Origin of the sequence: Alienimonas chondri, from assembly GCF_013036045.1 — a bacterium.
In the GTDB taxonomy this organism is placed as follows: domain Bacteria; phylum Planctomycetota; class Planctomycetia; order Planctomycetales; family Planctomycetaceae; genus Alienimonas; species Alienimonas chondri.
In genome coordinates this window covers 1-15,662 of sequence record NZ_WTPX01000036.1, presented here as the reverse complement: position 1 = coordinate 15,662, position 15,662 = coordinate 1, and the positions used below count along the sequence as shown (strand labels likewise).

The window sequence follows — 15,662 nt, the reverse complement described above, 5'->3', positions numbered from 1 at the left end:
TGCGGCTCCGGTCTCACCCGCCCACGGCGCACCGTTAGAAACGATATTCCAACCGCACGTCGCCGGCGTGAAGCACGGATTCGCGGCTGAGGCCGGCCCGATAGAAGGCGGCGACCGTCAGCGGTCCGCCGCCGCCCAGCGTGACGCCGGGACCGAGCGTCACGCGGTCCCGGCCGAAGTCCGCCCCGCGGGTCGTGAAGATGGTGCCGGGGGCCCCGAGCAACTCGGCTCGCACCTGACCGATCGAATCGGCCGACACGTCGCGACTATAAAACGCTTCCAGCGTGCCGGTGACCCGGACGCCGGACACCTGTCCCAAACGCCCCCCGGCCCGGGCGCCGAGGCGGGCCCGCAGTTCGCTCAACGAGGCGTCTTCCACCCGTAGCGCCGTCGGCCCGCCGGACTCGGTGAAGCCGTCCTGCGATGCGCGGACGTATCGCAGGCCGAAGACCGGGGTGACGTAGGCGCCGGAGCCGCCGAACAGCATGCCGGCTTCCGCATCGGCGCCCGCGAGCGGTCCGTGACTGCTCGCCGTGTGACGGGCTGAGAAGGGGATCAGCGGATTGTCGATCTCTACGGACCGGCGGGCGCTCGTCTCCGAGACCCCCCCGAAGCCAATCAGCCGTCCGTAGATGCGGCCGAGGTTCCCCCGCGCCGACGCCCCGAACCGATGCACGTCCGTCTGCGCCCGAGAGCGCACCGCGTCGACGGTCGTGTCGACGGATTCAAACCCGTAGAACCCGCCCAGGGCGACGCGGCCCCTCGCGTGGCGGAAGCGCTGCGTCAGCCCGACCGTCGTGCCGATCGTGCTCACCTCGGCCTCGCCGGCGTTGTCGTCGCTCTGCACCCGGCCCACGGCGCCGGTGGTGTCCATCCAGCCGGTCAAGCCGTGGGCGCCGACGGCGTCCAGGTCGAAGGCCAGCGGGAACGCGGCGTCCCGGGCGGCGACGGCGTCCAGAAAGTGCAGCGAACTGCGGTTCAAACTCGCCAGATGGGTCGCGTGGACTTCCCCGGACAGCTGATCCAACGCATCGGCCACGGCGGCGGAGGAGGGCAGGGTGTCCAGCGAATCCCGCAGGCGGATCAGATCCCGCGACTCCCGATGCGCGTCCAGCGCGGAGGCGACGGAGGATTGATTGAAGCTCGTCGCGTGCTGTCGTTCGTAGGAGGACAGATCTTCGACCACGACGAGCCCGAAGCTGTTCGCCGTGATGATCTGAGCGAACCGCACCCCCGAAATGGAACTCGCGATGACCGGCTGGCCGGCGATCGTCAGTCCGCCGTCCGCGGTCAGCACGTCGTACCGCGTGCCGACCTGATACCTCCGGGCCGGCTCTCCGTCCGGCGTGAAGCGGATCGCATTGAACGTCCCGCCGTCGAGCGTCGCGGCGCCGGTCACGGCCAGCCGGTCGAAGTCCACGCCGGCGACCGGCGTCTCGCCCGCCTGCACGGCGACCAGTTCCATGTCGAACACGCTGGCCGGCGTGCCCGTGAAGTCCCCGTCGATCGTCAGCACGCCGGGGCTGTTACCGGGGGCGATCGTGCCGCGGGAGAGGAACGCGTCTCCCAGGTCCAGACCCGTCACCCGGAAGGTGCCGCTTCCGCCGATCCGTCCGCCGAACTCCAACAGGAACGATTTGGACTGAAAGGCGCCGTTCACGTTCGTGGTCGATCCCTCCGTGATCAGCACCCGGCCGCTGCTGGTCGCGGTGTGGCCGCTCTGAACCGACAGCCGCGCCCCGCTCATCAAATTGAGGTCGTCGGCGATCAGATTGCCGTTGTCCGCGAGCGTCAGATCGCTGTCGGCGCTGATGTTGAACGTCCGGGCCGTCAGCGTGGCGCCGCCGGCGATCGTCACGGTCGACTGGTTCGTGGCCTCGAAGAGGTCGGTGGAGTACGTGGCGCCGCCGGTTCGCAGGTTCAACGTGCCGCGGTTCAGCGTGGTGTCGTCGACGACGGAGACGGCCGCGTCCACGTTCAGCGTGCCGCCGTTCGTCACCTCCGTGGACCCGGCGGTCAGCGTGCCGGACGCGGCGTTCAGGGTCGAACCGGCGCCGTCGACGGTCAGCACGCCGTTCAGCAAGAAATCCGTCGCGAGGGTGACGACGGCGCCGTCCTCCACGCAGAACAGATCGGTGTCGAACGAACCTCCGATCACGTCCAGCGTCGAACCCGCCCCGGTGATGAGAGCCATGTCCGAGACGTCCACGTCCCCGTCGGTCACGCCGCGGGCCCCGTCGGAGATCGTCAGCGTGTCGGCCGCCAGCGCCCCGCCGGGATTCAGGACCAATGAGGAACCGATCCCGTCGATCAGCGCGGCGCCGGCGGCCGTCACCGTTCCCCCGTCGATCACCGCGGCGCCGCCGTCGGTCGCTCGGAACGAATCCGTCTCCACCGCGCCGGCGGTCACGTTGAGCAGCGAACCGGCCCCCGTCGCCTCGACCGCCTCGGCGAGATTCAGATCGCCGGCGGAGTCGAGCGTTCCGCCCGTCACCTCAAGCGTCGTCCCGTCCAGCGTGCTCCCGGCCAGCACGGAGACCGACCCTCCGCTTTGAATCAATTCATCCGCGGTGAGGTCGGCGCCGGCTTCGACGGTCAGCGCGCCGCCGGCGACGTTGGCCGTCCCCAGCGAGGCGGTCCCGTGGAGATCGAACACGCCGTCCGTCACGGAGACGACATCGGCGTCCAGCGTGCGGCCGGCGTTGAGCGTTACGGTCCCCGCGGAGGAGAGCGTGTCGGCGGACAGGGCGCCGTCGATCAGCAACGTGCCGTCCTCGGCGACGGCACCGTCCCCGAGGTCCGCGGCGCCGTACACCGTCAGCGTGCCGTCCGCGAGGTCCGTCGCGAGCGCGGCGAGCGTCGCCCCCGCATCGACCGTCACCGACGCCGACCCCGTCAGCGCCAGCGTCGCGGCGTCGAACGTGCCCGCGGCGACGGTCAACGGCGCCCCGGCTCCGTCGACCGCGGCGGTCCCGGACAGATCCACCGCTCCGGTCGATACGAACGTCCCGCCGGTCAGGGTGAGGTCGGTTCCGTCCAACGTTCCGTCGACGGTCGTGGTTCCCGCAATTTGGGTGAGGGCGCCGGTCGCGGTCAGCGTGCCGCCGGTCCCGACGGAGAGCGTCCCGATCGTCGTCGCCGCGTCGACCGAGACCGCCCCGTCGGCGTTCAGCGTCCCCGCCGCGGCGATCGCGAGGGTTCCGAGATCCGCGGCGCCCTCGGCGGTCAGCACGCCGTCGGTCAGGGCCGTGTTGACGAGGTTCAGCGAGGAGGTCGCCGCCGTGGTGACGGAACCGGCCCCCGTGATCGCCAGCGTCGCCGCGTCGAACGTGCCCCCGGTGAGAGCCAGCGAGGAACCGATCCCGTCGACGGTCGCGGCGCCCGTCAGGTTCACGTCCCCGGCTGAGCTGAGGTCGCCGCCGTCCGAGAGGCCCAGATCGTCCGCGTTGAGGGCGCCGGTTTCGCCGACGGTCAGCAGGGCGCCGTCGTTCGCGATCGAGAGATCGTCCGTCAGCGTGGCGAGGCCGGCGACGGTCGCGGAGCCGCCGGTTTGTTCGAGGAGGTCCGCGAGGAAGGAGCCGCCGTCGGCGACGGTCAACGTGCCGCCGCTGTGGGTGAGGGCGCCGGCGTCCAGCACGCCGCCGTCGGCGACCGCCAGCAGGCCGCCGGAGAGGTTCGTCTCCCCCGCGAGGGCGTCGCCGGAGATCGTCAGCGATCCGCCGCGGACGTCGGTCGCTCCGGCGACGGTCAGGCCGCCGTCGGCGTCCGCGGTTCCGGCGGAGGAGACGTTCCCCCCGGAGACGGTCAGATCCCCGCCGACGGTCAACGGGCCGGCGAAGGCGTGATTCGTACCGCCGGCGAAGCTCGCGTCGGCCGCAACGTTCACCGTGCCGGCTCCGCCGAACGCTCCGCCGGTGACGCTCAGCGAGCCGAGATCCGCCGTGCCCGACACGTCGCCGGTCCCCGCCGTCTGGGCGAGGACGCCGTCGACCGTCAACGCCCCGGAGCCGCGGACGAACAGGGCGCCGGCGTTGTCGAGCGAATCGGCGGAGGCGGCGCCGTCGACGGTCAGCGTGCCGTCGCTGAGGATGGTCGCCGACGCCAGCGAACCGGTTCCGGCGATCGTCAGCGCCCCGCCGTCCGTCCCGTCGCCGATCGTCGCCACGGCGGCGTTCAGCTCGGCGAGGGCGCCGACGGTCGCCGAGCCGCCCCCGGTCAGAGCGAGCGACGCCGTATCGAACGTGCCGGCGGTCAGGGCGAGGTTCGAGCCGAGGCCGTCGACCGCGGCGGCGCCGGAGAGGTTCACGTCGCCCCCGGAGAGGAGCCCGCTTCCGTTCGTCAGTCCGAGCGTCGTGCCGTTCCACGTGCCGGCGGTCCCGACGCTCAGCAGGGAACCCGCTCCGTCGGCGTTCGCGGCGCCGGTGAGGGTCGTCGTGCCGCCGTTGAGGATCGCGGCCCCGCCGTCCGTCAGACCGAGCGAGTCCGCCTCGAACATGCCCCCGGAGACGCGCAGCGACGATCCGACCCCGGACACGGTCGCCCCGCCGGTCAGCGCCGCGAGGCCCGCGCTCGTCGCGGAACCGCCCCCGGTGATCGCCAACGACGCGGCGTCGAACATTCCCGCATTCAACGCGAGCGAGGAGCCGACCCCGTCGACGTTCGCGGCGCCGGCGAGGGTCAGGGCGCCGAGGGAGGCGAGATCGCCGCCGTCCGTGAGCGCGAGATTCCCGCCGCCGAGCGTCCCGCTCCCGCCGAGCGACAGCAGGCTGCCGTCCCCCCCGATCGTGAGATCGTCGGTGAGGGCGGCGGCGCCGTCGATCAACGCGACTCCCCCCGCCGAAATCTCGAAGTCGGAGGCGTCGAGCAGGCCGGTCTCTCCGACGTCGAGCAGCCCGCCGGCGCCGACGGTCAGCGTGCGAAGAGGATCGGTGAGGGTGAAGCCGTCACGGGTCGTCAGGGCGCCGTCGACGTTCAACCGGCCGCCGGCCACCTGCGTCATTCCAAGAGCGGCGTCGCCGGCGACGGTGAGCGAGCCGCCGTTGATCGACGTGCCGGCGGCGCCCGCGGTCAGGCCGTTCAAACCGGCGATCCGCCCGGAGGCGGTCAGCGATCCGTCGGAGACCGTCAAGCCGACGAACGAGGACCGGCCGGACAGCGTCGCGCCGGGCGCGGAGAACGTCGCGAGTCCGTTGGTCGTCAGCGTTCCGTCCGCGGAGAACGTGCCGCCGCTGACGTTTAGGCTGTCGAACAGCGTCGTGCCGTCCAGCGCGACGATCCCGCCGGTTTGCGAGAGGGCGCCGGCGGTCAGGTCGCCGAGGGCGCCGACGCTCAGCGTTCCGCCGTCGCCCAGGCCGCGGATCGACAGGCTGCCGAGGTCCGCTTCGCCGGAGACCGTCAACGCCCCGCCGTTATCGATCGCCGTGGTTCCGAAGAGGGCGTCGCCGTTCACGGCGACCGTCCCGCCGGTGCGGGCGGCGCTGCCGATGCGGGTGGCCCCGAAAATCGTCAGCAGCCCGTCGTTCGTCCCGGTGGTGACGGCGTCGACGGTGACGGAGCCGGTCCCGAACACGTCGAGGGCGCCGGCGGAGGCGGCGCTGTCCTGCTCGATGACGACGGTTCCGCCGTCGACGGTCCACACGCCGTTGACATTCAGGTCGCCGCCGATGACGGCCGCGGCGCCGTCGCCGATCGCCAGGGCGTCGGCGATCAGCGCCCCCGTTCCGCCGAGCTGCAAGGTTCCGCCGGTCCCCACGGACAGCAGGCCCGCCGAGTTGAGGGCGCCGTCGACGGTCAGCGTGCCTTGGGCGACGCTGCCGCCGTCGAGGTTCAACGTGCCGAAGGTTCCGCCGCTCTCGGCGACGGTGACGGTCCCGCCGCTCTGGTTTAGCGTCGCGGCGGTCAGGAGGCCGCCGGCATCCACCTTCAGGGCGCCGCCGGTGACGTGCAAATCTTGGACGACGCCGAGGAGGTTCGCTGTATCCACCACCCCGGTCGGGCCGATGCAGACATTCGCGTCGCCGACGATCGTGGTGAGGCCGAGGCTCGCGGCGCCGTTCAGGTCCACGGAGCCGTCGTCGACGAAGAGGGCGTCCGCATCGAGCAGGCCGCCGAGGTCCAGCGTCACGTCGCCGGCGGTCGACAACAGGTCGGTGACGAGGGCGCCGGAGACGTGCAGCAAGCCGTCGTCGTTCACCTCCGTCGAACCGAGGTCGGCGTCGCCGTCGATCGTCAGCGAACCGCCCGCGCCGATCCCGTCGCCGATCGTCGCGCCGGCGGCGACCGTCAGTAACCCATCCGTCCCGCCGGAATCCACCACCACGGCCCCCCCGGCGACGTTCAATACGTCGACGATCAGGTCGCCGTCCTCGGTCACCGTCAGCAGCGATCCGTCGCCGTTCACCTCAGCCTCGCCGATCACGGTCGTGATTCCGCCCACGGCGGCGGTCGCGCCGTCGCCGACGTTCAGTACGCCGCCGTCCGTCGCGGCGCCGCCGGCGTTCAGCGTCACGGCTCCGTCGAGCGTGGCCGCGACGCCGTTCAGGGCGGCTGCGGAGAGATCCAAGCTGAGGGCTTCGAACGTTCCGCCGTCGTTGACGGTGAGGAGCGCCGCCTCGTCGGCGTCCGTCACGGAGGCGTCGCCGAGGAGGGAGACCGTGCCGTCGACCTGCAATAATCCGCCGGTCTGAGCGAGGATCTCGGCGGTGATCAGACCGCTGTTCTCCGTAACGACGTCCCCGCCCCTGAGATTGAAGTCCTCGCCCCCCGTCAGCAGGCCGCCGACGGTCAGCGTGCCGTCGAGGACGGAGACGTCCCCGCCGGGTTCGATCTGAATCGCCCCGCCCGAGAAAATGGTCGTGGAGCCGCTGTTCAGAAAGTCGTCGGTGACGAACGTCCCCCCGGGGCCGAGCACTTGCAGGTAGCCGTCGTCGGCGACCTCCAGCAGCCCGGGCAAGGTGAGCAGGTCACCCGCGATCACCTGATAGGGGAGGATCGGCGTGGAGAGCAGCCCGTCGATCGTGATTTGCCCGCTCGCCGTCGGCGGGGGCGCGAACGCGATCGCGGCGGCCGGCAGCCAGGGCAGGAGACGACGTACCCAACGCCGCAACCGCGGGCCTTTTCTCGCAGGAATCGTGCGAACTGTTCCCCGGCCCGACGACGCTGCCGTTGGGCGGACGTGATGGCGACGCATTTGAGCGAGGGGCCGGAGAACTGTGGATCGATTCCTCCCGGGGCGGTGGGCCATGCCCACACCCGACCTCGAGAAGCTGCCGGTTCTCCGATCGCTCGGAAAATAGACATTAAGAAATTCGGATAAGCGGTAGGACCGGGTGAATCCGTTCTGCCGAATCCGGCTTGTCGATCTTCTGTCACAGCGCCAAAAACGACTTAAGTCTTGGCGGTCTTAGAGATTACGGCGGGGTAGGGGATATCCGGCGTCTCTAAACAGTCCCCCTCGGCTTCGGGGCGTGCAGCCGGCCGCAGAAGGGCTATTTCGCCGTGAACCCGTCTTCGTGGGAGGCGGGCGAACCCGCTCACCGGGAGCGGCGTAGGCCTGCGCGGCGGATGCCTGCGCTGGTTCTCGTGCGGATTGCCGCCCGGTCCGGCCTCCCGGGCCGTTCCGCGGGCGGCATACGCGGGGCCGTCGCCGGCGCCGAGTCGGTGAGTCAGCCGACGTGGCCGCCGATCGTGCGTCCGATGGATCGGTGCGGCTTCACGCAGTGAGCCTGAAGCTCAAGCGAAGAGCGCGATTCGCCTGCCCCGCTCGCGCTTCGGACTCACAGCAGACGCCCCGGCCGCCTGATGGATCTGACGAACGCAATAAAAAACGCCGCCCCGCGAATGCGGGACGGCGTCGGTTCACCGTGATGAAGGTTTCCCGCGGGGGGACTACTCCAGGTTCCACTCGAAGTCGCTGCTGCCGCCGTTCACATTGTCCTCGCCGATGGGGCCGCCGCCGTTGCGAATCTCCACGCTGATCGGACCGAAGGCGTTGTCGTTGGTCACGAGGCCTCCGTTGATCGTGTTCGACCCGGAGCCGTTCAGACCGACGACGAGGGGGACGATGCCTCCGATGGACGCGAAGGGGTTGGACGAGTTGACGCGGAAGGTACTGTCGCCGAACCCGACCAGCGGGAAGTCGGTGTTGTTGGTGACGAACTGGCCGCCGACGTTGGTCGCGCCGCTGTTTGCCAAGATGTCTTGGCGTTGCGCGTTGCGACGACGAGTCTGGCTCGAGTTGTTCGGGAACGGACCCGGGTTAAAGGCTGTCGCCGGGTTGTTGTCGCTGTCGAACGGGCGGGTCTTGATCGGATCCGCGTTGTCATACCAGGCGCCGGCGGTGATGGCGCCGTCGAGGATCGTCCCGGCGTCGCTCGACAACGTGTTGTCGTTGAAGACCAGGTCGAGGCGAGACTTGGGATCGCTTTCGTAGCCGTTGAAGGCGCCCGTCGCGGCGTCGGTCACGTTGGTGTTCGGCGGATCGACCGTGCTGGTGAAGCCTTCGAACAGCACCTGCGTGCCGAGGTTCGCCACGAACGTGTTGTTCTGAACGACGGCCGCCACACCGCCGCGGTTCATCCTGAAGGTGTCGAAGGCGGCTCCCGTCGGGTCAGCGCCGGCGGTTACGGCATAGATGTTCGAAGCGAAGCCGCCGTCGTCGCCGGCGCCGCCGCCGCCGTCGCTGCTGCCGACCCGGATGACGAGGCCGTTCGAGTCGAACGTGCCGGCCTGCCCGTTGTTGGTCACGAGGTTGTTCGTGTACAGCAACTTGAGTCGCGGATCGGCCGTGAACGCTCCGTCCTGGTTCAGGCCATGGTTCTCGGCCCCGTCCGCCCGGGCGGCGATGAGGTTGATGCCGCTGGGTTCAGGCGTGGGTCCGCCCTGTCCCTGCGTCGTACTGGCGGTGTTGACGATGTAGGTCGCCTCCCCGCCGTTGTTGTCGATGAGCGAACCGGCCAGCGGGTTGGCGACGCTCGGAGCGACCGTACCGGCGATCTCGAGGATGCTGAAGACGTTGCCCTGGTTCAAGACATCGTAGCCGCGGGCTTCGTTGCTCAGCACCTTCAGGTCGGTGAAGCGGATGTAGTTCGTCGTGCCCGACGAGAACAGCACCTCCACGCCGTCCCCGAAGTTGTTGCGGACGACGTCGCGGTTGAAGTTCAGGCCGAAGTAGCTGCCTTCGACGTCGATACCGGCGCCGTTGCCGTCCGCCAACCCGCTGCCGTTGCCGGCGATCAAGTTGTCGGAGAAGGACATCGTCCCGCTCCCCTGCAGCAGCACGCCGGCGAGGCCGTTGCCGACGATGGAGTTGTCCGCGACGAACAGCTCGTCCGCCGCCGCGGCTTCCGCCCGGGTGAGACCGCCGAGGGTGTTGTCGCCGGTGACGGCGACGCTGTGGATGCCGTAGGAGGCGTTGTCCGAGATGTCGTTGTTGTTGATCGTGCCGCGGATCGAGGCGGCGTCGGTCAGCGGGTTCCGCAGCAGCGTGCCGTCGATGGAGCTGTTGGTTAGCAGGATCCCGTCGGAGCCGTTGCCGCGGATCACGTTGTTGTTCACGTCCAGCCGGACGATGTTCTGTGACCCGTTCTCGACCCGCAGGCCAGCCCGGTCGTCGAAGCCGACGCCGCCGATGATGCGGTTGTTGCCGGACAGGTTGTTGTTGGCGACCAGGACGTCGAACTCGTCGCTGGCGTCTCCGACGCCTTGCAGCGTCACGCCGGCGACGGCGTTGCCCAAGGCGACGTTGTCGATGATCCTGGTGCCGTCGACGGTCGCGGAGTCCTGCCGGCGAACCAGGATGCCGCTGGCGTTGCCGGTGACGACGTTGCCGTTTCCGCCCGGAGGCCCGGGGTCGCCGATCAGCAGGTTGGTGACGACGGAGCTGCCCGCGGCGACCACCTGGATGCCGTCGCCCGGACCCGCGGGCGGACCCGCCGTGGCGCCGGTGACCACGTTCCTGTTGATGACGGCCCCATCCATGGTGGCCTGCCCGGTGGTGCGGACGTAGATCCCGTCGCCCTGGTAAGGCGTCTGCTGGTTCGTGTTGTTCTGAGCGACGAACAGGTCGTCGAATTCGGCGGTCGTGATGGCAGAGCCGGTCTGACCGGGCACGACCGGGCCGCCGCCGCCCGGGTTGGTGATGGGAATGTTCACCTCGTCGAAGGTTGTGTCGGCGATGACGTTGCTCTCGATCCGCAGGTTCACGTTCGTCGCCGGGCCGCCGCTGGCCACCACGGCGATGCCGGCGCCGGCCGCCTGCGTGATGGTGTTCCCGTCGCCGTCGGCCAAGCCGCCGATCTGGGCGTTCAGCGTGGCGTTCTCGATCTCGAAGATCATCCCGCCGATCCGCTCCGGATAGGGCGAGGGGGCGAGGCCGCCGACGACCGTGGCGAGTTGCGGGGCGCGACCGGTCAGGGTGTTGCCCTGACCCACGAAGTTCACCGTGCTCGGATTCGCGGCGAGGCCGTTCGCATCCACCAGCACCATGTCGGAGCCGGCAGTCGTGCTCGAGATCGTGTTGTCCTGCAGGTTCAGGTTCAACGTGCTGCCGCCGGTCCCGGTCAGGTCGCCGTCGATCTGAGCCAGGATCTGCGAACCGAGGTTCGGGTCGAACGTGTTGTTCGGCAGCAGGTTGGCGGCGGTCGGCGCCAGCCCGTTGTTCTCCACGGTGTTGCCGCTCAGGGCGGCGCTGAGGGTCGCCCCGTTGTCGGCGAGCAGCTCGACCCCGGCGGTGCGACCGACGCTGTCCGAGACCGTATTGCCCGTCAGGCGGGCGGTCTGGGTCGAACCGTCCGACTCGAGGGACACGCCGGTTTCGTTGTCGGTGACGGTGTTGCCCGACAGCGTGGAGTTCACGGTCGACCCGTTTAGGGCCGCGACCCGGATGCCGAAGCCCTCGTTGACGACGCCGGCGCCCTCGGTGGGGGTCAGCGGGAAGGCGAAGTCTTCGCCGACGTCCTGGACGCCGTTGCGGTTCACGTCCTCGCCGTAGAACCCGCGGATCGTGTTATTGGCGGCGATCAGCTGCAGGCTGCCGCCCAAGGCTTCGACGTCGAAGCCGGCGCCGCTGATGTTGAACCCGGGGTCGCCGGGCAGCAGTCCGGCGACGCCGTTGCCGGTCAGCGTGTTGCCGCGGAACACGCCCGTGCCGTTGCCGACGTGCTCGATGTCCACGCCGTCGCGGACGTTCAGGAAGGTGTTCCGGTTGATGTCGAACGAGGTGATCGCCCTATGACTGGCGAGCGTGTTGAAGTCCGCCGGCAGGCCGGCACAGTCGCCGATGGAGATGATGCCGTCGTGCCGGGGGGCGCCGGTTCCGTCGGTCCCGTCGATGGTGAAGCCGCTGACGACGTTGTTGTCGTTCAGACCGATCACGTAGCTGGGGGTCGAGAACCCGTTCCGCAGCGTCGGGCGGACCCCGCCGGTGAAGCCGGGCAGTTCGAAGGAGCTCTGCGTCCCGCGGAACGTCGCGGTGATGAACTGACGCTCCGCGGAACTCAGCAGCTGCTGGTTCGGGGAGAGGTTCACCGGACCGTTCGTCACCAGCGTGGTGGCGGCGGAGGAGGCGATCACGCGAACGATGTCGCAGTTGCCGTCCAGGCAGTTGTTCGCCCCCAGAAGCGGGCTGAAGCTGCCGTAGGGGTTCTCCACCGTGCCGTCGCCGCCGGCGGCGTTCGGATTGATGTGGCAGACGAGGATGTCGGTCCCGTCCGCGTTCTGCAGGTTATCCTGGCTCTCTTCCACCTGGATGGTCCGCATGGCGCGGTGCTGACGAACCACCGAGGAGTCCAGCGTCTCGTACACGCTGGGCTGCCGGAACCAGCCGGACCGCGTGAAGTCGTACCAGCTGCCCTGCGGAGTCGCGAGGGAGAGCGTGGCCCAGACGTTCGTGCCGAACACGTCGTCGCTGGTCACCTGGCCGCCGACGCTCAAGCCTTCATTCACCCGCCAGTCCAGTCGACTGGAGACGCCGATCGCGTCTTCCGCATCGCTGTGGGTGACGGCGTAGAGCCCGACGAACCCGTTGGCGCCGTACTGACCGAGTAACGGCAGCGGACCGCCGACCTCGCCCTCGACGCCGCCGTAGGACAGCTGGTTCACGTCCGTTTGGGTGATCGTAATCCGGTTCCCGACGAACGCGGGGTTGGAGAGGTTGCTAAAGACCTCTTCCTCGTCGTTCAGCGGGATATAGGCGTTGCCGCGGAACGAGAGCGTGTTGCCGATCGCCTCCACGCCCAAGCCCAGCCGGGCGAAGGTGATGTCCTCGTCGAAATCGCCGTCGAGATCGAACCAGAGGTTGGTTCCGACGATCTGATCCAGACCGCCGAAGTAACGGCGGGCGCCCATGCCGATGTTCATGCCGGCCCCGTGGTCGTAGGAGCCGAACCCGCCCGCGTCCAGGAAGAACAGCGAGTTGCGATCGGCCAGCAGCCAGGGGACGAAGACGTTGGCCCGGGTGTAGCCGTTGTCGTAACCGCGGCCGTCGCCGGCGTGGCTTTCCAACCGGCCCCGCATGCGGAACGGGCTGTCCGGGGCGAGGAACAGGGGCGACGGCGCGTTCGGCTCGTCGAACGCCCCTTGCGGATCGGTGAACGGCTGACCCCCGCCGGGAACCGGACCCGGCTGGAACCCCGACACGCCCGGCGGCGGGGGCGCGACCCCCGTCTGGGCCATCGCCTGCGGAGCGAGTCCGCCCATGGGCGCCGCAAGGATCGCCAACGCCCCCGCGGTGCGCGCTTTTTTGCCGAGCGATTGGGTCAGTTCTCGCGCCGTGCGGCCCAACTCTTCCGTCAGCACTTCGGTCAGACGCCGCACGGTCGCAGCGACTCCTTCCCGAGACGGCGGAGCGCCGGCCGGAGAAGCCGACGGATAGCTGGGACGATCAGTGAAGCTCTGCACGGGAAGTCCTTGCTGCCGAAGGGCGGAAGCCGAGGGGACGGACGCCGCCGGGGCGAACGCGGGGAAATCAGACGCGGAAGAAGCAGGGCGACCTTCACCAGACCTGTCTTCCCCCGAACTCGCCGACGCGGAGGACCGTTCGGTCGTCCCGCGAGCGGCAGCGAGGGTGTTGGCGTTGGTCATCCCGATCTCCATCCCGCACGTCCTGAGGGCATTGACGGACCGGCAGCCACGAACCCGACGCAATCCACCCGAAATCGGGCCGATTGACGGCGGGCCAGACGGCGAGTCCGGTTATCGGGATAGATCGGGCGATGCGGGCCTGATCGTGAGCCGGGTTAGGGAAACTTTGCAGATTCCCCCGGTTCTCCCTGCTGGTCCGCCCCCGCCGGTAAGCGGCTCGCTCCCGACGGGGAACGACTGGAATCCGACCCTCCTCTCCCGTCGGCCCTCTCCCGTCTCCGCGGGCGACCGATGCGGGGTCTGACCTCTGACACCTCTTACTCACACCTTTTACTTACGCCTTCCACCTCACGTCCCCCCGGTCGCCCGGTCAGGCCCTCACCACCGAGTGCGCTCGCCAGGGAAGTCTGGCAGTCGAGGGCGTCTCCTGTGAGTCCGAAGCGCAAGCGAGGTGGGCGAATCGCGCCCTTCGCTTGCGCTTCAGGCTCACTCGAGACCGCTGCACTGATCCGTCGGACGCACCAGTGACACGGCCGATGAACGCCGCTGCGACGCCGGCGCCGGCATGCTCCGAGCGATCGCCAGCCCAGTCAGATCGCCAGCCCCGCCGCTTCAGCCCCGTCGCTTCAGCCGAGGCCCCACGGACCCACCGAGGCGGCCGCGGACGCCGTTTACCGTTCGCCGTTACAGCAGACCGTAGTCGGCCAGGGCTTGTTCGAGCTTCGGCATGGTCGCGGAATCCAGTTCGACCAGCGGCAAACGAACTTCTCCGGTGTCGTGGCCGAGGCGGGCCATCGCGGCCTTCAACGGGATCGGGTTGCTGGAGAGACCCAGCAGCGCCCGGCAGAGGGGGAACAGCTTGGCGTGCCGCTGGAGCGCCGCGGCGGGGTCGCCGTTGCGGAAGGCGTCGATCATCGCCGTGAGGTCCGCGGGCACGATGTTCCCCGCGACGCTGACCGCCCCGGACCCGCCGACGGACATGATCGGCAGCGTCAGGCTGTCGTCGCCGGACAGGATCGTCAGATCGCAGCCGGCGGCGATTGCGCTGGCCTGATCGAGGTCGCCGGTGGACTCTTTGACGGCGACGATCGTGCTCACTTCCGCGAGCCGGCAGATCGTCTCCGGCTCCATGTTCTTCCCGGTGCGGCCGGGGATGTTGTAGAGCACGATCGGCAGATCGCAGGCGTCCGCGACGGTCGCGAAGTGCCGGTAGAAGCCTTCCTGCGTCGGCTTGTTGTAATAGGGGGCGACCATCAGGGCGGCGTCCGCGCCGCTGCGCTGGGCGCTTTTGGTCAGGCGGACGGCCTCGGCGGTGCTGTTGGAGCCGGTGCCGGCGATCACTTTGATCCGCCCGGCGGACTGCGTGCAGACCAAATCGATGATGCGCTCGTGCTCATCGTGCGACAGCGTCGGCGATTCGCCGGTGGTGCCGCACGGGGCGACGCCGGCGGTCCCCTGGTCCACCTGCCAGTCGACGTTCGCCTTCAATCGCCCCTCATCCACCGTCCCGTCGCGGAACGGGGTGACGAGAGCGACCGTCAGGCCGGCGAACTGTTCGCCTTTGCGAGGCATGGGAGAGCGGAGCGTACGGAGGGACACGGAAGGGGGCGGAGGGTAACCCGCCCCGAAGCCGGACGCATGCGTCCGGCTTCGGTTCGAAGGAAACCTGCGTTCGAGGGAGAATCCCTCGACAGGGACTCAGGCCTTCGGGAGCAGCGCCCGGAGGTCGTCTGCGGCGAGGCCTTCGAGGCTCTCGACGACGCGGTCGGCCTCGGTCAGTTCGCTGGCGTCGTGGCCGGTGGAGAGCAGGCCCAGCACGCCCATCCCCGCGGCCTTGGCGGCCTGCACGCCGAACTTGCTGTCTTCGATCACCACGCAGCGTCCCGGTTTGACGCCGCAGTTCTTGGCGACCTTCAGGAAGATCTCCGGGTCCGGTTTGCCCTTGGCGACGTCGCCGCCGCTGATCACGCCGCTGAGGAACGGCTGGAGCTTCATCAGACGCACCGCGAGCATCAGGTTCGCCGCGGGGCCGCTGGTAGCGAGGGCGATCTTGAAGTCGGCGCCTTTGAGCGCTTGGATCAGCTCCCGGGCGCCGGGCATGGCGGGGAACTCCTCCATGACCATTTCACGGTAGAGGGCTTCCTTCTCCGACTCGATCTCTTCGATCTGCTCATCGGACATGCTGGCGCCGAAGTTCTCCTTGAGGTGCTCCCGGCTGGTTTTGCCGAAGCCGCTGAGGAAGTCCTCCTCGGTGTAGGAGACGCCGAGCTTCTCGGCGGTCTGCTGCCAGGACTTCAGGTGGGGGGCGTAGCTGTCGACGAGTACGCCGTCCACGTCCCAGACGACGCAGACCGGATCGACGTCCGGCGGGTTGTAGACGACGGTCGCGGGGCTGGGGGTGTCGTCCGGTTCGCCCTCGATCGGGGCGCCGGAGGAGCCGGGGCCGCCTTTCTTGGACTCGTCGTCCTTGGGAGCTTCGGGGGGCGGAGAAGAGTTGCGACCAGGGCGGGCCGTGCTCGTGGCGAGCTGGCCGGTCTTATCGTCGGGGGAACCGGTGGGGGTGGTTGCCATGAGGTGGGGCC

The 15,662-nt window shown here is 69.4% G+C and carries 4 protein-coding genes; all 4 read right to left on the bottom strand.

Going from position 1 to position 15,662, the window contains the following annotated elements; translation table 11 throughout:
* Positions 1-34: 34 nt before the first annotated feature.
* On the bottom strand, positions 35-7,105 hold the full coding sequence (locus LzC2_RS07480; protein WP_171185408.1) for a hypothetical protein: 7,071 nt from the start codon (positions 7,103-7,105) through the stop codon (positions 35-37).
* Positions 7,106-7,887: 782 nt separating this feature from the next.
* Positions 7,888-12,813: a right-handed parallel beta-helix repeat-containing protein gene (locus LzC2_RS07475; RefSeq protein ID WP_171185406.1), complete on the bottom strand. Its 4,926-nt coding sequence runs from the start codon at positions 12,811-12,813 to the stop codon at positions 7,888-7,890.
* 951 nt (positions 12,814-13,764) lie between these two features.
* Positions 13,765-14,652, bottom strand: coding sequence for a 4-hydroxy-tetrahydrodipicolinate synthase (gene dapA, locus LzC2_RS07470; protein WP_171185404.1), 888 nt, complete (start codon positions 14,650-14,652; stop codon positions 13,765-13,767).
* 126 nt (positions 14,653-14,778) lie between these two features.
* A partial coding sequence (locus tag LzC2_RS07465; RefSeq protein WP_206678600.1) for an HAD family hydrolase occupies positions 14,779-15,662 on the bottom strand: 884 nt, incomplete at its 5' end.

Excerpts from the sequence above, each read along its gene's own strand:
- dapA (WP_171185404.1), bottom strand. The coding sequence starts at position 14,652 with ATGCCTCGCAAAGGCGAACAGTTCGCCGGCCTGACGGTCGCTCTCGTC.